General features: G+C 64.4%; 20 protein-coding genes and 1 pseudogene. 7 read left to right on the plus strand and 14 right to left on the minus strand.

The window, feature by feature from the left end; all coding sequences use genetic code 11:
• Positions 1–217: 217 nt before the first annotated feature.
• Positions 218–2383, plus strand: coding sequence for a malate synthase G (locus IVB54_RS34695; protein ID WP_018454653.1), 2166 nt, complete (start codon positions 218–220; stop codon positions 2381–2383).
• A 98-nt stretch (positions 2384–2481) separates the two neighbouring features.
• Here the strand turns inward: IVB54_RS34695 and IVB54_RS34700 are convergent, their stop codons facing one another.
• Complete coding sequence (locus IVB54_RS34700) at positions 2482–2637, minus strand: Thivi_2564 family membrane protein (protein WP_007599832.1); 156 nt, start codon at positions 2635–2637, stop codon at positions 2482–2484.
• A gap of 273 nt (positions 2638–2910) precedes the next feature.
• Between IVB54_RS34700 and IVB54_RS34705 the strand changes: the two are divergent.
• Positions 2911–5003, plus strand: a pseudogene (locus IVB54_RS34705) (methyl-accepting chemotaxis protein).
• A 48-nt stretch (positions 5004–5051) separates the two neighbouring features.
• Here the strand turns inward: IVB54_RS34705 and IVB54_RS34710 are convergent.
• Together IVB54_RS34710 and IVB54_RS34715 are read right to left on the minus strand one after the other, a co-directional pair.
• Entirely contained in the window at positions 5052–5705 is a 654-nt protein-coding gene (locus IVB54_RS34710; RefSeq protein ID WP_018454654.1) for a DUF2865 domain-containing protein, read from the minus strand.
• 17 nt (positions 5706–5722) lie between these two features.
• Entirely contained in the window at positions 5723–6541 is an 819-nt protein-coding gene (locus tag IVB54_RS34715) for a L,D-transpeptidase (protein WP_204513289.1), read from the minus strand.
• Positions 6542–6751: 210 nt separating this feature from the next.
• Here IVB54_RS34715 and IVB54_RS34720 point away from each other — a divergent pair, with 210 nt between their 5' ends.
• The 5 genes from IVB54_RS34720 to IVB54_RS34740 all read left to right on the plus strand — a co-directional run bounded on the left by IVB54_RS34720 (position 6752) and on the right by IVB54_RS34740 (position 10862).
• Positions 6752–7864 carry an AI-2E family transporter gene (locus tag IVB54_RS34720; protein ID WP_026232782.1) on the plus strand — a complete coding sequence of 371 codons (1113 nt, stop codon included), beginning with the start codon at positions 6752–6754 and terminating at the stop codon, positions 7862–7864.
• Positions 7865–7942: 78 nt separating this feature from the next.
• Positions 7943–8314 carry a DUF883 family protein gene (locus IVB54_RS34725; RefSeq protein WP_026232783.1) on the plus strand — a complete coding sequence of 124 codons (372 nt, stop codon included), beginning with the start codon at positions 7943–7945 and terminating at the stop codon, positions 8312–8314.
• Between the two features lie 76 nt (positions 8315–8390).
• Entirely contained in the window at positions 8391–8846 is a 456-nt protein-coding gene (locus tag IVB54_RS34730) for a hypothetical protein (protein ID WP_018454658.1), read from the plus strand.
• A gap of 176 nt (positions 8847–9022) precedes the next feature.
• A complete protein-coding gene (locus IVB54_RS34735) occupies positions 9023–10165 on the plus strand; it encodes an OpgC domain-containing protein (protein WP_018454659.1) in 1143 nt (380 codons plus the stop codon).
• Positions 10166–10232: 67 nt separating this feature from the next.
• Positions 10233–10862, plus strand: a complete 630-nt coding sequence (locus tag IVB54_RS34740; protein WP_026232784.1) for a TetR/AcrR family transcriptional regulator — start codon at positions 10233–10235, stop codon at positions 10860–10862.
• A 7-nt stretch (positions 10863–10869) separates the two neighbouring features.
• Here IVB54_RS34740 and IVB54_RS34745 read toward each other — a convergent pair whose 3' ends face one another.
• The 11 genes from IVB54_RS34745 to urtE all read right to left on the minus strand — a co-directional run bounded on the left by IVB54_RS34745 (position 10870) and on the right by urtE (position 19938).
• Entirely contained in the window at positions 10870–12528 is a 1659-nt protein-coding gene (locus IVB54_RS34745; protein WP_018454661.1) for an HWE histidine kinase domain-containing protein, read from the minus strand.
• 296 nt (positions 12529–12824) lie between these two features.
• On the minus strand, positions 12825–13448 hold the full coding sequence (gene ureG, locus IVB54_RS34750) for an urease accessory protein UreG (RefSeq protein WP_026232785.1): 624 nt from the start codon (positions 13446–13448) through the stop codon (positions 12825–12827).
• Positions 13449–13606: 158 nt separating this feature from the next.
• Complete coding sequence (locus tag IVB54_RS34755; protein ID WP_018454663.1) at positions 13607–14335, minus strand: urease accessory protein UreF; 729 nt, start codon at positions 14333–14335, stop codon at positions 13607–13609.
• A complete protein-coding gene (locus tag IVB54_RS34760) occupies positions 14316–14933 on the minus strand; it encodes an urease accessory protein UreE (protein WP_018454664.1) in 618 nt (205 codons plus the stop codon). The genes IVB54_RS34755 and IVB54_RS34760 overlap by 20 nt, the downstream gene beginning before the upstream one ends.
• A gap of 14 nt (positions 14934–14947) precedes the next feature.
• Positions 14948–15247 (minus strand): putative quinol monooxygenase, encoded by a 300-nt coding sequence (locus IVB54_RS34765; RefSeq protein ID WP_007599815.1) that lies wholly within the window; start codon positions 15245–15247, stop codon positions 14948–14950.
• A gap of 142 nt (positions 15248–15389) precedes the next feature.
• Entirely contained in the window at positions 15390–17105 is a 1716-nt protein-coding gene (ureC, locus tag IVB54_RS34770; RefSeq protein ID WP_018454665.1) for an urease subunit alpha, read from the minus strand.
• Positions 17106–17142: 37 nt separating this feature from the next.
• Positions 17143–17682: an HD domain-containing protein gene (locus IVB54_RS34775; RefSeq protein WP_026232787.1), complete on the minus strand. Its 540-nt coding sequence runs from the start codon at positions 17680–17682 to the stop codon at positions 17143–17145.
• Positions 17683–17739: 57 nt separating this feature from the next.
• Positions 17740–18045, minus strand: coding sequence for an urease subunit beta (locus IVB54_RS34780; protein ID WP_007599812.1), 306 nt, complete (start codon positions 18043–18045; stop codon positions 17740–17742).
• Between the two features lie 9 nt (positions 18046–18054).
• The gene (locus IVB54_RS34785; RefSeq protein WP_018454667.1) at positions 18055–18357 is read right to left on the minus strand and encodes an urease subunit gamma; all 303 of its coding nucleotides are present in this window, start codon (positions 18355–18357) and stop codon (positions 18055–18057) included.
• Positions 18358–18381: 24 nt separating this feature from the next.
• On the minus strand, positions 18382–19212 hold the full coding sequence (locus IVB54_RS34790) for an urease accessory protein UreD (protein ID WP_018454668.1): 831 nt from the start codon (positions 19210–19212) through the stop codon (positions 18382–18384).
• 30 nt (positions 19213–19242) lie between these two features.
• A complete protein-coding gene (gene urtE / locus IVB54_RS34795; protein WP_007599806.1) occupies positions 19243–19938 on the minus strand; it encodes an urea ABC transporter ATP-binding subunit UrtE in 696 nt (231 codons plus the stop codon).
• Positions 19939–19941: the final 3 nt, after the last annotated feature.

Raw genomic sequence — 19941 nt, forward strand, 5'->3', positions numbered from 1 at the left:
GAGAGGCCGCGGCGTACTGGATTTCCCCGCCTTCGCGGGGAATGACACCGTGCGTGGGCCGCCCACCTCGCCTTGACATTTTGACAACTTTTGGGGGCCTTCTCACGGCCCCGATTTTGGGGCTAATAAGACCCCGAAAGCCGCTCCTTGGAGCGCATTTTGCTGCTGTCGGGTCAAAAGCAGCCAAAAACAGCCATTTCCAACAAGAAAGCCCATCATGAAACGCGTCGACGCCCACGGACTGAAGATCGCTCCCGTCCTGTTCGATTTCATCGCCAAGGAAGCGGCCCCGAAGACGGGGATCGCGCCGGATGCGTTCTGGGCCGGGCTCGCCGCCATCATCAAGGAGCTGGGGCCGAAGAACCGCGCGCTGCTGGCGGTGCGCGACACGTTGCAGGCCAAGATCGACGACTGGCACCGGGCCAACAAGGGCAAGGCGTTCGACCTCAACGCCTATACCGCCTTCCTGAAGGAGATCGGCTATCTCCTCCCGGAGCCGGCGACGCAGAAGGTCGAGACCGCCAATGTGGACGAGGAGATCGGCAAGATCTGCGGCCCGCAGCTCGTCGTGCCGCTGACCAACGCACGCTATGCGCTGAACGCGGCGAATGCGCGCTGGGGCTCGCTCTATGACGCCTTCTACGGCACCGACGCGATCCCGCACGATCCATCCGAGAGCGGCAAGGGCTACAACAAGGCGCGCGGCGACAAGGTGATCGCCAAGGCAAAAGCGTTCCTCGATGCCGCCGTGCCGCTGGCGACCGGCAGTCACACCGACGTCACCGCCTATAGCGTGGTCGCGGGCCAGCTCGCGGTGAAGCTGAAGAGCGGCAACGCCACCGCCCTGAAGAACGCCGCGCAATTCGCAGGCTTCCAGGGCGACGCAGCCGCACCGAGCGCGGTACTGCTCGTCAACAACGGCCTGCACGTCGAGGTAAAAATCGACCGCACCAGCGCGATCGGCAAGGACGATCCGGGCGGCGTCGCGGACATGGTCATGGAGTCCGCCGTCTCCACGATTCTCGACATGGAAGACTCGGTCGCTGCCGTCGATGCCGAGGACAAGGTGCTGGTCTATCGCAACACGCTCGGCCTGATGAACGGCACGCTGTCGGCCGATTTCGAGAAGGGCGGCAAGACGCTGACGCGCTCGCTCAATGCCGACCGCAGCTACAAGATGCCTGACGGCAAAGGCGAAGTGAAATTGCACGGCCGCAGCCTGCTGCTGATGCGCAATTGCGGTCACCACATGTTCACCGACGCGGTGCTGGACGACAAGGGCGAGGAGATTCCGGAAGGCTTGCTCGACGCCGCCGTCTCCGGGCTTCTTGCTGTCCATGATCTGAAAGGCAACTCCAAGGTCAAGAACAGCCGCACCGGCTCGGCCTATATCGTCAAGCCGAAGATGCACGGCCCCGACGAGGTGTCGCTGACCTGCGAGATCTTCGACCGCGTCGAGAAGATGCTGTCGCTGCCCGAGAACACGCTCAAGGTCGGCATCATGGACGAGGAGCGGCGCACCACCGTCAACCTCAAGGCCTGCATCCAGCGCGCCTCCAAGCGCATCATGTTCATCAACACCGGCTTCCTCGACCGCACCGGCGACGAGATCCACACCTCGATGGAGGCGGGTCCGATGATCCGCAAGAACGAGATGAAGGCGCAGCCCTGGATCAAGTCCTATGAGGACTGGAACGTCGATATGGGCCTGACCTGTGGCCTGCCCGGCCATGCCCAGATCGGCAAGGGCATGTGGGCCGCGCCGGACAAGATGGCGGACATGCTGGCGCAGAAGCTCGCCCATCCGCAGGCCGGTGCTATCACCGCCTGGGTGCCCTCGCCGACCGCCGCGACGCTGCACGCGCTGCACTACCACCAGGTCAACGTCACCGCGCGCCAGCAGGAGCTCGCCAAGGGCGGCCCACGGGCAAAGCTCGAAGACATCCTCACCATCCCCGTGTCGAAGTCGAACTGGGCGCCCGACGACGTCAAGCAGGAGATCGACAACAACTGCCAGGGCATTCTGGGCTATGTCGTGCGCTGGATCGACCAGGGCGTCGGCTGCTCGAAGGTGCCTGACATCCACGACGTCGGCCTGATGGAAGACCGTGCCACCTTGCGCATCTCCAGCCAGCACCTCGCCAACTGGCTGCACCAGGGCGTGATCACCGAGGCGCAGGTGATGGAATCGCTCAAGCGCATGGCGGTGGTCGTCGACAAGCAGAATGCGGGCGATCCCATCTACAAGCCGATGGCGCCCGCCTTCGACGGCACAGCCTTCAAGGCGGCCAGCGACCTCATCTTCAAGGGACGCGAGCAGCCGAACGGCTACACCGAATACATCCTCACCGCCCGCCGCCGCGAGGCCAAAGCCCTTGGCTGACAACGCCCTGGCTGACAAGGCGGCCTGCCGACCCGACTAGAACACCAAAAGCCCCGGCTCGCGCCGGGGCTTTTTCGTTGCGCTAGCTAAGCGCCCGGCTAAAACACTGCCAGATATTTCAGCAGCGAGACGATGCCGATGATGATGACGACGACGCGCGCGATCTGCTTGGCGCGGCCGTCCATCGGCAGCATGTTGATGAGGTAAAGTACGAGAATGACGACGAGAAAGGTGACGAGTACGCCGACCAGCATCGCTAGGACCCCCCTTTAGGCAAAATTGCTGACAGTCTCCTAACGCGCAGCTCGTGGCTTGGTTCCATCGACGCAACCCTTTGCAACTTCTAGTAAATACGTACTTCTACGATCAGCCGGCCTGCTGAAAACTTTACCCTTTTCCTTTCAGATGCGGAAACCGTTTGGGCCCTGAGCCGCAAACGGCATGCGATTGCCTTGTCTGACGGGCCCCTTTTTCTGCTGTTGCCGGGGCGCCTTTACGAACTTTGTATTGGGAATTGGGGGACTTCGATGCTGAATCGTCTGACCGTATCCGCGCTGCTGAAGGCGGTGATCGCGATCACGTCGATCTGCGTGGTGATCGCGCTCTCGCTCACCGCCTACGAGTCCTGGGATCGCCTGAAGACCGCCAACCGCATCTCGCAGATCGCCGACACGTCCGCCGATCTGTTCAAGGCGATGCACAATCTGCGCACCGACCGCTCGACCACGGTCCGCCTCCTGAATGCGACCGAGCCGATGGACGGCGAGATCGAGAAATATCTGCGCGCGCTGCGCGATGCCCAAATGCCCGCCATGGCGCGCGCGATCGAGCTGCTGCCGGCCATGGACTTTCCGCAATCAGGCACGCTGGTACCGGAGCTTGCGCGCCTCTACAAGCTGCTGATCGAGGAGCAGAAGCAGTTCTGGGAGGATGTAGCCAAGCCGAAGGACCAACGCCGCGCCGGTCTGCCCAAGGAATATATGGAGACAACGCAGGGCCTGCTCGACACGCTCGACAAGCTCTCGAACACGTTGGCCGCCACGGTCAATCACCTGGACGCCGCGATCGACCAGCTGCTGTCGATCAAGCAGAACGCCTGGCTGCTCCGCAACACCGCAGGCGAAGCATCGCTGATCGTCTCGACCGGGCTGGCCGCCGGCAAGATCACGACGGAGGGCCGCTACGCCTATACCCAACATGTCGGCGGCACGAGCGCGATGTGGAAGGCGCTGGAGCTGTCGACGTCCGGCATGCAGTTGCCGTCGGGGCTCGCCTCCGCGATGGCCTCCGCCAAGACCTCGTATTTCGAGCCGCAATATCTGGCCTTGCGCGACCGTCTCACGGACGCGCTGGTCAAGGGTGAGAAGCCCGAGATGACGGCGAACCAATGGAGCCCGCTCACGGTCGCCCGTATGGCGAGCGCCGTCACAGTGGCAGAAGGTGCGCTCGATGCTGCCAAGATCCACACGCAGGAGCAGCGCGGCGCCGCACAGCGCGCACTGATCGTGCAGCTTACGCTGCTGGCGCTCGCCGTGGGGCTTGCCGTCGGCGCGATCATGCTGGTCAGCCGCCGCGTCATCACTCCGCTCAACACCATCCGGGACGCCATGCTGAAGGTCGCCGGCGGCGACCTTGCCGTCGATAGCGGCTATCTCGACCGCAACGACGAGATCGGCGCGCTTGCCGGCGCGCTGGAGACCTTCAAGCAGCAGGCCAACGACAAGCTCACGATCGAGGCGCAGGAGCGCGAACGCAATGCGGGCGCCTCCGCGCGCCAGCGCGCGGTCGAGACCTATGTCGGCGAGTTCGAGGGCGCGGTGCGCAAAACGCTCGGCGAATTGAGCGAAGCCTCTGGCGAGATGCGCAAGACCTCGGGCGATCTCTCCGCGGTGTCGCGGCAGACCAACGACCGCGTGCAGATCGCCGGCAAGGCCTCCAATGACGCCTCCATGAGCGTCGACAGCGTCGCCGCCGCCGCCGAAGAGCTGAGCGCCTCGATCAACGACATCAGTCAGCAGGCCGCGCATGCCGCGGGCATCGCCAGCCGCGCCGTGACCCAGGCGCGCGAGACCGACGGCACGTGCAGGGACTTCAAAAGTCGGCCGGCCGCATCGGCGAGGTCGTCGGCCTGATCAACACCATTGCGCAGCAGACCAATTTGCTCGCGCTTAACGCCACGATCGAGGCGGCCCGCGCCGGCGAGGCCGGTCGCGGCTTTGCCGTGGTCGCCTCCGAGGTGAAGTCGCTGGCGAGCCAGACGGCGAAGGCGACCGAGGAGATCTCCGAGCAGATCGCCGACATCCAGAAGGTCGCGGCCGACGCCATCAGCGCCATCCAGACCATCGGCGGCATCATCGGCGAAGTGAACGAGGTCGCGACCGCAATCGCCGCCGCCGTGCAGGAGCAGGGAGCGGCCACCCAAGAGATCACCCGCAGCACCCAGTTTGCGGCGCAGGGCACCAAGAACGTCTCGGACAACATCACCGGCGTCAAATCCGATGCAGACGCTGCTGCCGCTGCCGCCGACAACGTGAAACACGCCTCCGAGATGCTGGAGAGCCAGAGCCGCCAGCTCGGCCATGACGTCAGCGACTTCCTCGGCAAGATCCGGGCGGCATAGCCCACACTCTTGGTGTCGTCCTGGCGAATGCCAGGACGACGTTGAGGCCTATTCCTTCGCCACCACCGGCACCTGGCGGAATCTTGCGCGAACCGAGTCGGGCAGCGGCGAGAAATTCATCGCGACGCCGCGGCGGTCGTTGGCATTGCGGCTGGCGACCACCAGGCCGTCCGCGCCCGCGACGATGTCGCCCTTGCGCAAGGTGGGATCGTCGTCGACCTTGACCTGAGCGAGCCCGACCGGATCCTTGCCGTTGCAGGTACAGCCTGCGACAATCTCATTGCGATAGCGGAACGCGTTAGGCAGGTCGGAATAGGATTTCCCCTTATCCGTCGTCGCGTCGTCGATGTTGCCGCCATAGACCAGCGAGGTCTCCGAGGCCGGGCAGAAGCTCTTGCAGGATTGCGCCTTGCTCTCGGAATCGTTTCCCTGCGCCGGGAAATAACGTCCGTCGCAGCCGCGCACGCAATAGGCCGTGCCGCCACCGTAGGAGGCCCGCTGGCGCGGCGGGTCGTAGCGCGGCGTGTCATCGGTCTGGAAAGGCATGCGAATCTCGGGCGCCGGCCGTCCGCGGAAGCCGCCGAACAGCGCCGAGAAAAAGTCCTCCGCATGGGCGGATGGCGTCAGCGCGAGGCCGAAGGAGGCAATGGCGACGAACGCCGCCGCGCCCCCGGCGAGTTTGCCGATCGAACGTCTCTTCATGTGACCTCACTCGACCCTTAGTTCACGGCCGAATTCGAAATGTTCAGCGCCTGCCGGCCTGAGGGCAGCGCGGTCACGGCTGGGCGCTTGCGCACGGAATCACTGCCTTTCGCCATCAGCGGCGCGTTCTTCGGTAGCACGACCACCTTGGCGCCGACATTGACACGGCCGAACAGGTCGGTGACATCCTCATTGGTCATGCGGATGCAACCGGACGAAACGAACTTCCCGATCGTGGTGGGATCGTTGGTGCCATGGATGCGGTATTCGCTCGACCCGAGATACATCGCACGCGCGCCGAGCGGATTGCCGGGGCCACCAGCGACGAAGCGGGGCAGATAGGGTTGGCGCGCGATCATCTCAGCCGGCGGATGCCAGTCCGGCCACTCCGCCTTGCGGCTGACGCTCTGCACGCCCGACCAGGTGAAGCCCTCGCGGCCGACGCCGACGCCATAACGGATCGCGCGGCCCTGGCCGAGCACATAGTAAAGGTAAGTATTGTTGGTATCGATGACGATGGTGCCGGCCGGCTCGCTGCGGTCGAAGCTGACAATCTGCCTGCGCAGGCGATCTGGCAGCGCGGCATCCTCGTCGGGCGCTTGCGCGTTCTGACTTGCATAGCCTTGGTTCGCATAGCCCTGGTTCGCATAGCTTGGGCTCGCATAACCCTGCGAATAGCCCTGGTCCTGCGGGTAAGCCTGATCTTGCGGATAGGTGTAGCCCAGCGTCTGTGCGCTTGCGGCGCCGAACGGCACTGCCAGCAAAGCGGTTGCAAAGGCAAAAGCGGTGATGCGGCGCTGCGATAAGCGGCGTCGGACTGCAGAGAACTTCGTCATGTGCTGCCCCGTGTGGATGCCTGCATCAGGGTGATGCGCTGGTTTGTTCAACGCGGTCCAACCGCTACAAGTTCCGCGGCGGGATGCAGCAGCGACGTCAGAGTCAAGCGAGCGCTTCTTCGCGAAGCCGCGATGGAACCCGCAGGGCGCGAGGACGTTCTCCCCTGGTCATGGGCGCGAGGACTGAAGTCTCCGTGCCGGAGAGGTATTGTGCGCGTCCTTCCCAGTGAACGTATGACTCCCGGCAATGGCGAAGGCACTCCGCTTCCCGAGAGCCACGGCGAACTCCCGCCGGTGATCCGCCGCACCGAACTCGTCGCCTTCTCGCTCGCCGGACTGCTCCTCATCGCAATCGTCGCGGTGCTCTATGTCGGAAAGGCGTTCTTTTTGCCTGTCGTGATGGCGTTCGTCACCGGCACGATGCTCTCGCCGGCAGCGACCTTTCTGGAGTACCGGAAAGTGCCGCGCGGGCTTGCCGCCGTCTTGATCGTGTTCGCGGTGACCGCCGTGGTCGGCTTCATCGTCGCGCTGATCGCCTCGCCGGCGATGGAATGGAGCTCGCGCCTGCCCGAACTCGGCGCGCAGTTGAAAGACAAGGTCCACGTGTTCGACCGGCCGCTGGCGCTGTGGCGAGAGCTGCAGACGATGCTCGGCGGCTCGGAGGGATTGCCAAGCTTCCAGATGCCGAAATTCGAGTGGGTGCAGCCAACGATTGAATTCCTGTCACCGACCTTTACCGAATTCCTGCTGTTCTTCGTCACCCTGATCCTGTTCATCGCCAGCTGGCGCGACCTGCGACGGGCAATGATCATGACCTTCAGCGATCACGACGCACGGCTGCGCACGCTTCGCATCCTCAACGAGATCGAGGTCCATCTCGGCAACTACCTTTTGACTGTGACCCTGATCAACGTCGGCGTCGGCGTCGCCGCCGGAATCGTCTGCGCCCTCACCGGAATGCCCAATCCGGCTGGCCTCGGCGCGCTGGCGGCCACCCTCAATTTCATTCCGATCATCGGACCGGTGGCCATGTTCGCCATTCTGGTCGTGGTGGGGCTGGTCACCTTCCCGACCGTCAGCGGCGGCCTGATGGCGGCGCTCGCCTTTGGCGGCATCACCTTCCTGGAGGGACATTTCGTCACGCCGACCATCATCGGCCGGCGGCTGGCGCTCAATGCGCTCGCGGTGCTGCTGGCGCTGGCGTTCTGGACCTGGCTGTGGGGCCCGATGGGCGCGTTCCTGTCGTCGCCGCTGCTGATCGTCGCCCTGATCCTGAAGGAGCATCTGTTGCCTGAGGATTCGCCGCAGCTCCCGCAGGACTGACCGGTTTCCGTGAACGGAACTTACACCACGACGAAACGTTTCCCGGCTGTCTCAACCGTCAACAGCCCGGAGCCCCTGATGTCCACCACCAATGCCGAAGCCGGGATGAGAGACTGGACCGACAAAGCCACCAGAGAACGCCTCGAGAAGGATGTAGCAGCCGTGAAAAGCGATATCGCCGCCCTCACTGATCAGATCACCGACGCGCTCAATACTTTTGCCAACTCCTCCAGCAAGCAAGCCCGCCGCGGCTATAGCCAAGCGCGCGAAAACGTGGATTCCGCGATCGACGACATGTCGGAACGCGGCAGCGCGATGATGGGCGCGGCACAGGAGGCCTACGGCTCGATCGAGGAGACGCTGGAGGACGCGATCACGCAGCGGCCGCTCGCGACCGTCGGGCTTGCGCTCGGCATCGGCTTCCTGATCGGCGCGGTCTGGCGTCGCTGAGATCGCGAACGGGTATCGAGACGGTGGCGCAGCGGCGCCGCCGGTGCCGGCTTGTGGGGATCTGAGGAGCAAGACCATGTTTCAGCGCATCATCGACGGGATCAGCGCATCCACCGGCACCACTGTGCGGCTGACCTCGCTGGCAGCAGGCGCGGCGTTCGCACTCTTCATCACCACGTGCTTCCTGTGCGCGGCGGCATTCATTTCGGTGCTCAACAAATATGGTCCGGTGCAGGCCTGCCTCGCCGGTGCGGGCATTTTCTTTCTGCTGACCCTCACCGCGGCGGTGAGCTATTGGGTCTACAAACGGCAGCTGCGCAAGCAAGCTCATATCGCGGCCGAGCGCGCCACGAAATCGGCGGCCTCGAGCATGCTCGCGGACCCCATGCTGCTCGCCACCGGTCTCCAGATCGTTCGCGCCATCGGGATCAAGCGGCTGTTGCCGATCCTGGCGATCGGCGGCGTCGCCCTCGGACTCATGGCGAGCCGCGCCGGCGTACCCGACGAGGCCTCGGCTGAGCCTGCCGAGTAGCAGCTACCGGGTTAGAAAATTTCGTCACGGGTCCCGCGAACGCGCCTATCCAATCGGCACCGGCGGCCCCGCGCCAATTTCGCGCCGTTTGCCTGCGCCATCACGCAAACGCTACTCGGATAGGCAGGCGGTTGCCGCTAAAAGCAGCGCCCCTGATTCCAAAAGCCATTTTTTCGATGAAACCGTCCGTCCAGGCGAACCTCGCCGCATTTCAACACGACCCCCGGCTCTATTTGACGCTCGGTATCGCCAACTGGTCGGTTTTCGTCGACCACATCCCGAACAACGTCGTCAATTTGCTGACGCTGCGCAATTTCGGCTTCAGCGGCGCCGCAGACTTGTTCGTGTTCGTGGCCGGCTATGGCATGGCCATCATTCACGGCAAGATCGCCCTGGAGCGCGGCTACGTCGTCGCGGCGACGCGCATCTTCCAGCGCATGTGGCGGCTCTACGCCGCCTATGTCGTCCTGTTCGTGATCTACATCGACGCCATCGCCTATGTCGCCTCGCAATCGATGGCGCCCGAGATCATCAACGAATACAACATCTCGGGCATCATCGAGCATCCGCTGCGGATCCTGATACGCGGACTGGTGCTTCAGGAAGAGCCGCTGAACCTCGATCTTCTTCAGCTGATGATCCCGCTGATGGCCCTCCTTCCACTCGCGCTGTGGGGGCTGTTGCGGCGTCCGAACCTGACGCTGGCGGCGTCGGTCGCGCTGTACGTTGCGGCGCGCTGGTTCGGCTGGAATTTCCGGGTTTATCCGGACCAGGAGTGGACCTTCAACCCGTTCTGCTGGCAGATGCTGATGGTGCTGGGCGGCTGGTTTGCCGTGACCGGCACGTCGGGCCGCGCGCTGCATGGCCTGTCCTGGCTGCGCGTGCTCGCAGGCGCCTATCTCGTATTCGCGATGGCAATCACGCTGATGCGACACTCGCCGACGCTAGCGGCCTATTTGCCGGATATCGCGCTCAACACCATCACGCCGACCGACAAGGAAGACCTCGCCCCCTATCGCGTGGTCCACTTCCTCGCGCTCGCTTTCCTCGCGACATATTTCGTCCCGGCCGATCATCCCGGCCTGCGACTGAAGCCGCTTCAGGCGGTGATCAGATGCGGCGAGGAATGGCTCGCGGTGTTCTGCGTCGGCGTGTTCCTGTCGTTTGCCGGCCATCTCATCCTGATCACCGGCGCCAATTTGGTGGTGATGCAGATTGCCGTGAGCCTGGCCGGCTTCGCGGCGATGGCCGCGGTCGCATATTACATCGCCTGGTCGAAGCGGCAGGACCTGCCCGCGGCCTTGCGGCAACAGGCCTAACCCGGCACCTTCCGATTCCCCTAGGCCGGCCATTACGGCTGGGCTATGCGGAGCGGCAGCGGATTGCATGGGGAGGCCGGGCGTGGTGATGGCGAATGGCGGGGATGAGGGAGCCGACGGCGCGCCCCGGCGCGGCCGGCCAAGGTCGATCGAGACCACCAACGCCATTCTCCAAAGCGCCTATGCGCTGATGGCCACTACCGGCCTTGCCGCCACCACCATTGACGCGATCGCGCGCCACTCCAGCGTCTCCAAGATGACGATCTACAAATGGTGGCCGTCGCGCGAAGCCTTGCTGATCGACGCCTTTCTTCACCATGCCGCGCAGATGCTGCCGCTGCCGCATGCAAGCTCGGGCAGCCCCGCCGCGCGCGCACGCCGCCATGCCGCCGCCTATGCCGAAGCCCTCCAGGGCGAGTTCGGCAAGGTCCAGCTCGCCGTCATCTCCGAATGCATCTCCAAGACCGGCTCGGCGGAGCTGTTCTACGCCCGCTACCTGCAATTCCGCCGCGACGCGCTGATCGAGATGATCGCCGCGGGCCAGAACGACGGCAGCATTCTGGCGGAAGCACCGCCCCAGGATCTCTACGACGCGATCTATGGCAGCCTGTTCTACCGCTACGTCTTCGGCATCGCGCCGATCACGCCGGCCTACGCGCGGACCCTGGTTGACCTCGTGCTGCGGCCGAAGAGCTAGCCTCGAATTACCGCGCAGGCCGGATCGGTGCTGACAGCTTGTCGGTGCGGTCGCGCTCGGTCATGTCCTCGACCGTCTCCATCGGCGCGGTCAGCTCGTAGACATAGGAGACATCGGTGAAATAGCGCTTGGCGGTGCCGCCGAGCGCCTCGGGCGCGACGCGGTCGAGCAGGATCAGGCCGAAGTCGGAATCGGGGCGGCGCGTCGCTTCGCTGGTGTTGAACTCCTCCCAGCGGAAATAGAAGACCTCGCCGGACCCCTCGTTCGTCACCGTCCAATTGGCAGTGATGTGCGGATGCTTGCCGACAAGCGACAGGCCCTCGTCGGAGTGCGAGGCGAGCTCGAAGAACAGCAGCGACAGACTCTGCGCCGCGCGCGCGCTGACTGCGATATCAGGACCGGTGACGGCAATGCGGTCGGCATGCGGGATGGCGCGCGCCTCGAACAGGCCCTTCAGCTTGACACCCTGCCACTGGCTCTCGCTGAGCAGCGAGACGACGTTGGACATGGCGTGGATGCGGCCGATCAGGAGCTCGCGCGCGACATCGATGTCGGAGCCATGGCGCAGCGTGCGGGTCACGATCGACTGGATCACCGCCAGGATGTTTTTGACCCGATGGTTGAGCTCGTCGATGACAGCCGTCAGCCGGCGCTCGAAGCCGATTCTGACCTGGATTTCCCGGCTGAGCCGCAAATTGTTGTAGGCGACATAGCCGAACAGGCCGCACACCATCGCGGTGATCGCAAGGCCGATCGCCGCCACGATGATCGCAGTCTGCTCGGCGCGGCGCGCCGAATTGGTCTTGGCGTAATAGCCGAGCTGCCAGTCGCGACCACCGAAGCTCACCGTGCGCGTCGCCGACGGCGCCGGCCCATCGGCCGCTGTCGGGCGGGCCGAGACCACGCCTTGATCGTTGGCGACCAACTCGCCACCCTCCCGGCGCGGATCCTTCAGCGCAACCGCGAACAACGACATGTCGTCGTTGGTCAGCATCAGGGAAGAGAGCTCATAGGAAAATGTGATGAAGCCCGCCGGCTCCGTCGCGCCCTCCGGGATGACGGGAGCCGCCACAATGATGCCGATCGACCCGTCGCCACGCAGGAGGGCAACCGGTTCTGAGGCAACCGACCTCTTCTCCACTCTGGCGCGCGCCAGCATGGCGCCGCGCACCTGATCCTGGTCGTAACTGCGGCCGGGCAGCCCCTTGGTCTCGTTGCTGCGCGGCTCGAGATCCATCAGCACATCGATCGGCTGGGTGACACCTGCCGGATCGATCGGCTTGTCCTCATAGCTGCGGATTCGCGGATTGGGGAAGCCGGCGCTCGCGATCGCGGCTTGTGCTGCGGCAAGCTCGTTCGGCTTCAGGCGGGCGACCCAGCCCGCCACCACGAAATCGGTCTTGAAGGCGTAGATGGCCGAGCGCAGCGGCTCGAGCATGTTGGGCTTGAGCACCGACGGCGCCCGGAACAGGCCGGAGGCAACCCGCGCGAGCAGTTCGCGCTCGGTGAGCCGGTCCTGGACCAGGCTCGCATGGACATCGATCGCGCGCGCCAGCGCGATCCGGTCCAGCGCCAGCTCCTGGTCGTGGACGCGATAAGCCGCAAGCCCGGAGAGCAAGGCCCCGAGAAGAGCAATGAAGCCGATGATGAAACCCAGCCGGACCACGCGACTACTCAGGCGAAAGCAGGAGGTCGGCAATAAATACGGAGCATATGGACGCCGCTCGAACGGGCACGTGCCGAAACAGGGTGAACCCCAATCGCCGAGATAATGAAGGAGGAGGCATCGGTACGCAACTTGGTCGCCTGAGAAGCTTAAATCGGCCCGCCGATGGTCCGGCCGAGTTGGATTTGCTCCGGGCACCGGAGGTAATCAATTGCCGTGACCGAAATTTGTTCCGCGGACACGGCTCTGCCCACGGTGTTAACGGGGGAAACGCCTGCGTTAGGTCGTCGCGCCGGTCAGCCGGCCCGTTTCAAGCCGCCTTTGGCCTCAATGAAGCCGATGATGCGGTCCAGCCCCTGGCTCTTTTTCAGGTTGGTCATGACGAACGGCCGCTCGCCGCGCATCCGCCTGGCGTCCGTCTCCATCTTTTCCAGGGAGGCGCCGACATGGGGCGCCAAGTCGATCTTGTTGATGACAAGGAGGTCGGACCGGGTGATGCCGGGGCCGCCCTTGGACGGGATCTTGTCGCCGGCCGCCACGTCGATGACGTAAATGGTGAGATCGGCGAGCTCCGGGGAAAAAGTGGCAGCGAGGTTATCACCGCCGGATTCGATCAGCACGAGATCGAGTCCGGGAAACTTGGCGCGCATATCCGCCACCGCGGCGAGATTCATCGAGGCGTCCTCGCGGATCGCGGTGTGCGGGCAGCCGCCGGTCTCGACCCCGGCAATGCGATCCGGCGTCAGCGAGCCCGAGCGTACCAGGAATTCCGCATCCCATTTGGTGTAGATGTCGTTGGTGATCGCGGCGATGTCGTAGCGCTCGCGCATGGTCTTGCAGAGCAGGTCCATCAGCGCAGTCTTGCCCGATCCGACCGGACCGCCGATGCCGACACGCAAGGGGCCGTGAGATGTAGCCATTGCTTTTTTTCCTATCGTCGTCCTGGCGAAAGCCAGGACCCGTTACCACTGAATCCGATTGTCACGGCACGCTGCAGCCACATCTGTGCATAACCACGCGCACCCGTGGTTATGGGTCCTGGCTTTCGCCAGGACGACAGTGAAAGCGACGAACCCGCTCAAGATCTGAACAGCCGCGTATATTGCGTCTCGTGCCGCACGCTGGCGAGGTCGGCGCGGAACGTCGCGCCGCCGACATCGTCCAATGTCGCATTCAGCGCACGATTCGCCGTCGCGGCAACCGCGGCTTCCAGCCTCACCAGCACGCGCTGGCTGTCGGTCTGGCCGAGCGGAATGAGCCGGCTGGCCGCGGAAATCCAGTTCGAGACCAGCGCATGCAGGAAGGCGTGCAGCGTCGGCGCCAGCGGCACGCCGTGCATCGCAGCGACCACGCCAACGGCAACGGGATAGACCAGTGGCGTACGGCATGCCGCAACCATCGCATCCAGCCCGTCTGCATCCCACGCGGCGCGGGCGATGTCGATGAAGGCACGGCCCTGCGATGTCGTCTCCAGCTGCCGCTCGCGCGACGGCACGAAGGCCGCGGCGAGCTCGGCGATATCGCCCAAGGTGTCGCCCTCGCCCGCTTCAGTGGCGCGATAGGCGTGGACCAGAAACGTCGCATCGCAGAAGCCAGAGCCATCGCGAAGCATCGCATCGAGCCAGTCCGCCAGCGACGCGGTGTCGTTGATGTCACCGGCTTCGACCGCCCATTCGATGCCGCTGGAGTAGGAAAAGCCCCCGACGGGAAACGCCGGCGACAGCCAGGTCATCAACCGGTACAGCGCCGCCGCCTCGCACTCCGCGAGGTCGCGGGCCGCGACCGGCTCATTTGTGGTCATGAGCATGCTTGTGGCCGTGGTGATGGTCCGGGTGATCGCAATGCTCGTCGTGGTGGTGATGGTGATCGTGACCGTCGCCATGTGCGGCATGATCATGATGGTGATCATGACCGTGATGATCATCGTGGCCGTGATCGTGATGCGCGTGGTCGTCGTGTCCATGCGCATGTCCGGCATCCGCATAGGCGCCGCCTTCGGGATCGAACGGCGCCTCGATCTCGATCACGCGCGCGCCGAGGCCCTTCACCATGGCTTCGATGACGTGGTCGCGGCGGATGCGCAGGCTCTTGGCCATGATCTGCGTCGGCAGATGGCGATTGCCGAGATGCCAGCCGACACGAATAAGGTGGTGCGGATCGTGGCCGCGGATCTCGAGCAGCGGCTCGGGCGCAGCGACCACCTCGACCAGCCGGCCGTCCTCCAACACCAGCGCATCGCCGCCGCGCAGCGCGACGGCATTCTCCAGGTCGAGCAGGAACTCGAGTCCCCGCGTCCCCGTCATTGCCATGCGGCGGCGGTGCCGATCGTCGAAATCGAGCACGACCGTATCCGCCGGCGCTTCCGCGAAGCGGTGTTGTCCCCTGACCTGCGTCGCCCGGATCATCCGCGTTTACCCCGTTACCGTGTCTCGACCTTCTCGGGCGTGATCACTTCGATCTTCGGCGGCGCCGTAAAACACTTCACCGCGACGCGGCCGAACGTCTTCATGTGCTCCATGGCGCGATGCGGCACCAGCGCCTCGGCATTCTCCCACTGCTCGACGAACACCATCTTGGCGGGATCGGTGACGCTCTCATGCAGATCATAGGCGATATTGCCGGGCTCTTTCCGCGTCTCCTTGATGCAGGCGGTGGCGGCTGCAATGAATTCGGCGCGCGTTTCAGGCTTGATGGTCAAGGTGGCGACGACGTAGATCACGAGAAATCCTCCCGGCTTTTCTTCTGGGCTTCAGATACCGGGCGGGACCTTAGACCAGGCGGGATCGAACGCAAAACCCGGAAAAGCCGCTCCCGGATATGCGACCAGGACATGGTCCTGGGACATGCGTTGAGGCGCTATTTCAGTACATGAAATATCGCTGCGCCATCGGCAGCACCTCGGCGGGGGCGCAGGTCAAAAGCTCGCCGTCGGCGCGGACCTCATAGGTCTCAGGATCGACCTCGATATTGGGCGTGGCGTCGTTGTGGATCATGCTTTTCTTCGAGATTTTTCCGCGGGTGTTCTGGACCGCATAGAGCTTCTTGTCGATGCCGAGCTTACGCGCGAGGCCGCCGGTGATGGCGGCCTTCGAGGTGAACACCACCGAGGACGCGGTGCGCGCCTTGCCGAAGGCGCCGAACATCGGCTGATAATGCACCGGCTGCGGGGTCGGGATCGAGGCGTTGGGATCGCCCATGGGAGCGGCGACGATCATGCCGCCCTTGACGACGCAATCCGGCTTGACGCCGAAGAAGGCCGGCGACCACAGCACGAGATCGGCGAGCTTGCCCTTCTCCACCGAGCCGATCAGCTTCGAAACGCCATGGGCGATCGCGGGATTGATCGTGTATTTGGCGATGTAGCGCTTGACGCGGAAATTGTCGTTGTCCTTGCCCTTGTCCTGCGGCAGCGAACCGCGCTGCTTCTTCATCTTGTCGGCGGTCTGCCAGGTCCGGATGATGACCTCGCCGAGGCGGCCCATGGCCTGGGAGTCCGAGGAGATCATCGAGAGCGCGCCGAGATCATGCAGGATGTCCTCGGCCGCGATGGTCTCCTTGCGAATGCGGCTTTCGGCGAACGCCAGGTCTTCCGCGATCGAGGGATCGAGGTGGTGGCACACCATCAGCATGTCCAGATGCTCGTCGATGGTGTTGCGCGTGAAGGGCCGCGTCGGGTTGGTCGAGGACGGCAGCACGTTCTTCAGCCCTGCGACCTTGATGATATCGGGGGCGTGACCGCCGCCGGCGCCCTCGGTGTGGAAGGCGTGGATGGTGCGGCCTTTGAACGCCTTGATCGTATCCTCGACGAAGCCGGATTCGTTGAGCGTGTCGGTGTGGATCATCACCTGGATGTCGTAGTCGTCGGCGACCGACAGGCAATTGTCGATCGCGGCAGGCGTGGTGCCCCAGTCTTCGTGCAGCTTCAGCGCACAGGCGCCGGCCTTGATCATCTCGACCAGCGCGGCGGGCCGCGAGGCGTTGCCCTTGCCGGAGACGCCGAGATTGACCGGGAATGCGTCGAACGATTGGATCATCCGCCCCATGTGCCACGGCCCCGGCGTGCAGGTGGTGGCGAACGTGCCGTGCGAGGGGCCGGTGCCGCCCCCTAGCATCGAGGTGACGCCCGACATCAGCGCGTGCTCGATCTGCTGCGGACAGATGAAATGGATGTGGCTGTCGAAGCCGCCCGCGGTGAGGATCTTGCCTTCACCCGCGATCACGTCCGTGCCGGGGCCGATGATGATGGTGACACCGGGCTGGATGTCGGGATTGCCGGCCTTGCCGATGCCGGCGATCATGCCGTCCTTGATCGCGACGTCGGCCTTCACGATGCCCCAGTGATCGACGATCAGCGCATTGGTGATGACTGTGTCGGCCGCGCCCTGCCTGTTGGTGACCTGCGACTGGCCCATGCCGTCGCGGATCACCTTGCCGCCGCCGAACTTCACTTCCTCGCCGTAGCTGGTGAAGTCCTTCTCGACCTCGATGATGAGATCCGTGTCGGCCAGCCGCACCTTGTCGCCGGTGGTCGGGCCGAACATGTCGGCATAGACGGAACGCTTTATTTTGACGGACATCACAAGCCCCGTTTGCGTTTGAATTCTGGATCGGTGCTCACAGAGAGGTTCTCGCTGTGAGCACCATGTCGTCGAAGGTCGTATCGAGCCAAGAGTTACCGCCGCGGCAACCAGCGACAACCTGTTCGGCCCAGTCGGTATAATCGACGAGATCGTCACGTTCCTCGGCCGTCGGATCCGAATGTACGCGCGCGCCGATATTGCTGATCTTGTCGGCGATCTTGATCAGCCTGGCGCCAGCCGATTTTTTCGGTGCGTCGAGCACCTGACGCCGCCGCCGCTCCGGCTTCGACAGGCTCATATCGTCGGTGCACTCGTCGACAAGCGACGCGACACGGTCGGAGAATTTTTGCGCGAGCTCCTCGCGCGTGGTGTCGGTGTCCTCGATCGCATCATGCAGCCAGCCGGCTGCAACCAGTTCGGCGTCGGCGCCGTCGGTCGCGGTCGCAAGCAGGTTCGCGACCTCGGCGAGGTGGTTGATGTAAGGCTCATGACCGCGGCCCTTGCGCGCCATGCCGTTGTGACGGCGCGCGGCGAGTTCGGCGGCTTCGGAGACGAGGCGGACAGGTGACAGCATGGCAAAGTCCTCCGTTTTCGCCTCAACCATGCCGCGCCACGCTCGTTCCTGTGGAATTCACAGCTTCCCCATCACGTCGCCGCGGAAGCCGTAGATGGTCTTCTTGCCGGCCACCGCGACGAGTTGGACGTCGCGGGTCTGGCCGGGCTCGAAGCGGACCGCGGTGCCGGCGGCGATGTCGAGGCGCATGCCGCGGGCCTTCTTGCGGTCGAACTTCAGGGCCGGGTTGGTCTCGAAGAAATGGTAGTGCGAGCCGACCTGGATCGGGCGGTCGCCGGTGTTGGCGACCGTCAGCGTCACCGTCTTGCGGCCGGCGTTGAGCTCGATCTCGCCGTCCTGGATGAAGAGTTCGCCGGGGATCATGCTTCGCTCCTACCTGATCGGCTCGTGCACAGTGACGAGCTTGGTCCCGTCCGGAAACGTCGCCTCGACCTGGATGTCGTGGATCATCTCGGGAATGCCCGGCATCACCTGGTCGCGGGTGAGAACCTGCGCACCCGATTGCATCAACTCGGCGACGGTGCGGCCATCCCGCGCGCCTTCGAGGATGAAATCGGAGATGAGCGCGATCGCCTCCGGATGGTTGAGCTTGACGCCGCGATCCAGCCGGCGGCGGGCCACGATCGCCGCCATCGAGATCAGAAGCTTGTCCTTTTCGCGAGGAGACAGGTTCATACGAAATCTCTTCCGTTCACTTCGTCAATTCAACCAGAGCCGCGGCAGCGCCGCGCCGGTGCGCGCCAGCACGGTCATCATGTCTGCGCGCAGACGCGCCGCATCTTGGGCACAGAACCGCGCCATTGCAAAGCCATTCCAGGCGGATATCCCGACCTCGCTGGCGAAGGATTCCGAGGCCTCGCGGATGCGCTCGATCAGGGCCTCGTCGCCGGGCACGATCAGCGCCGTGCCAATCGCAGCGCCGCCCCTGGCCACCGCCGATCGCGCAAGCTTTGCGCCAATATTGCCGTCGAGCCTGACGGTCTCGGCGAACACTAGCTTGCCGCCGCGACGCAGCCGCCAGCGATCGACGAACTCACCCTGCTCCATCCGTTCGCCCATCGCGGTACGGCCGAACACCACGATCTCGCACAGCAGGAGCGAGGCAGTCGCATCGAGGTCTATGTCGAAGCGACGACGCACGCGCGCGCGGTCGAACAGGATCGTCTCCTGCGGCAGCCAGCCGAGATGTGCGCCTGCGGCAACGTTCAGTGCGATATTGAGCTCCGCCGCCTGACCGGGCGCGCGATAGACCTTTTCCGCGGCCGCCGTCGTCAGCGTCAGCTTCGAACCATCTGCGGCAGCGATCTCGATGTCGAAGCGATCGCCGCCGGCGACACCACCGGCCGTGTTGACGAACACGCCGGAGAGCCCCTCGTCCTCCGGCGAAGGGAAGCGCACGCGCAGGGAGCCGGACTCATGCAATATCCCGCGACGTGTCACACCGTCGCGCGCGTGGACGTCGAAGCGCACCGCGCCGCGGGCACGGTTGGCGTCGAACACCGAAGATGCCGTTAGAACGTCGCTGCGCATCCGCCCCCCAGCCGGTCGCGGCAGAATGGCCTACAGCGCCATCTGGCGGCTGATTTCGCTCGCGTCGAGATTGGAGCGGTCGCAGGTGAACTTCACCGCGCCGCGATCCATCACCGCAAAACTGTCGCCGAGTTCGCAGGCAAAGTCGAGATATTGTTCGACCAGCACGATGGCGATGTTGCCGAGATTGCGCAGGTACGAGATGGCACGGCCGATGTCCTTGATGATCGAGGGCTGGATGCCCTCGGTCGGCTCGTCGAGCAGCAGCAGCTTCGGCCGCATCACCAGCGCGCGCCCGATCGCGAGCTGTTGCTGCTGGCCGCCGGAGAGATCGCCGCCACGCCGTCCGAGCATGGATTGCAGCACCGGAAACAGGGAGTACACGTCGTCCGGAATGTGCTTGTCCTCGCGCCTGAGCGGCCCGAAGCCGGTCTTGAGATTCTCCTCGACCGTCAGAAGCGGAAATATCTCGCGCCCCTGCGGCACGAAGCCGATACCCTTGCGCGCGCGCTCATAGGGTTTCAGGCCCGTGATATCGTTGCCGTCGAGCACGATGGCGCCCGAGGAGATCGGGTACTGCCCGACCATGGCACGCAGGAGCGAGGTCTTGCCGACGCCGTTGCGCCCGAGCACGCAGGTGACCTTGCCGGGCTCGGCCGCAATCGACACGCCGCGTAGTGCCTGCGCCGCGCCGTAGAACAGGTTGATGTCCTTGACCTCAAGCATCGC

This window comes from Bradyrhizobium sp. CW1 (assembly GCF_023100665.1).
Classification (GTDB): Bacteria; Pseudomonadota; Alphaproteobacteria; order Rhizobiales; family Xanthobacteraceae; genus Bradyrhizobium; species Bradyrhizobium canariense_D.

Coding starts and splice junctions, on each gene's coding strand:
- ureG (WP_026232785.1), bottom strand. CDS start 13,448: ATGGCTACATCTCACGGCCCCTTGCGTGTCGGCATCGGCGGTCCGGTC.
- IVB54_RS34725 (WP_026232783.1), top strand. CDS start 7,943: ATGTCCACCACCAATGCCGAAGCCGGGATGAGAGACTGGACCGACAAA.
- IVB54_RS34715 (WP_204513289.1), bottom strand. CDS start 6,541: ATGACGAAGTTCTCTGCAGTCCGACGCCGCTTATCGCAGCGCCGCATC.
- IVB54_RS34780 (WP_007599812.1), bottom strand. CDS start 18,045: ATGATCCCCGGCGAACTCTTCATCCAGGACGGCGAGATCGAGCTCAAC.
- IVB54_RS34775 (WP_026232787.1), bottom strand. CDS start 17,682: ATGCTGTCACCTGTCCGCCTCGTCTCCGAAGCCGCCGAACTCGCCGCG.
- IVB54_RS34755 (WP_018454663.1), bottom strand. CDS start 14,335: ATGCTCATGACCACAAATGAGCCGGTCGCGGCCCGCGACCTCGCGGAG.
- IVB54_RS34695 (WP_018454653.1), top strand. CDS start 218: ATGAAACGCGTCGACGCCCACGGACTGAAGATCGCTCCCGTCCTGTTC.
- ureC (WP_018454665.1), bottom strand. CDS start 17,105: ATGTCCGTCAAAATAAAGCGTTCCGTCTATGCCGACATGTTCGGCCCG.
- IVB54_RS34760 (WP_018454664.1), bottom strand. CDS start 14,933: ATGATCCGGGCGACGCAGGTCAGGGGACAACACCGCTTCGCGGAAGCG.
- IVB54_RS34790 (WP_018454668.1), bottom strand. CDS start 19,212: ATGCGCAGCGACGTTCTAACGGCATCTTCGGTGTTCGACGCCAACCGT.
- IVB54_RS34700 (WP_007599832.1), bottom strand. CDS start 2,637: ATGCTGGTCGGCGTACTCGTCACCTTTCTCGTCGTCATTCTCGTACTT.
- IVB54_RS34710 (WP_018454654.1), bottom strand. CDS start 5,705: ATGAAGAGACGTTCGATCGGCAAACTCGCCGGGGGCGCGGCGGCGTTC.
- IVB54_RS34785 (WP_018454667.1), bottom strand. CDS start 18,357: ATGAACCTGTCTCCTCGCGAAAAGGACAAGCTTCTGATCTCGATGGCG.
- IVB54_RS34730 (WP_018454658.1), top strand. CDS start 8,391: ATGTTTCAGCGCATCATCGACGGGATCAGCGCATCCACCGGCACCACT.
- urtE (WP_007599806.1), bottom strand. CDS start 19,938: ATGCTTGAGGTCAAGGACATCAACCTGTTCTACGGCGCGGCGCAGGCA.
- IVB54_RS34740 (WP_026232784.1), top strand. CDS start 10,233: ATGGGGAGGCCGGGCGTGGTGATGGCGAATGGCGGGGATGAGGGAGCC.
- IVB54_RS34735 (WP_018454659.1), top strand. CDS start 9,023: ATGAAACCGTCCGTCCAGGCGAACCTCGCCGCATTTCAACACGACCCC.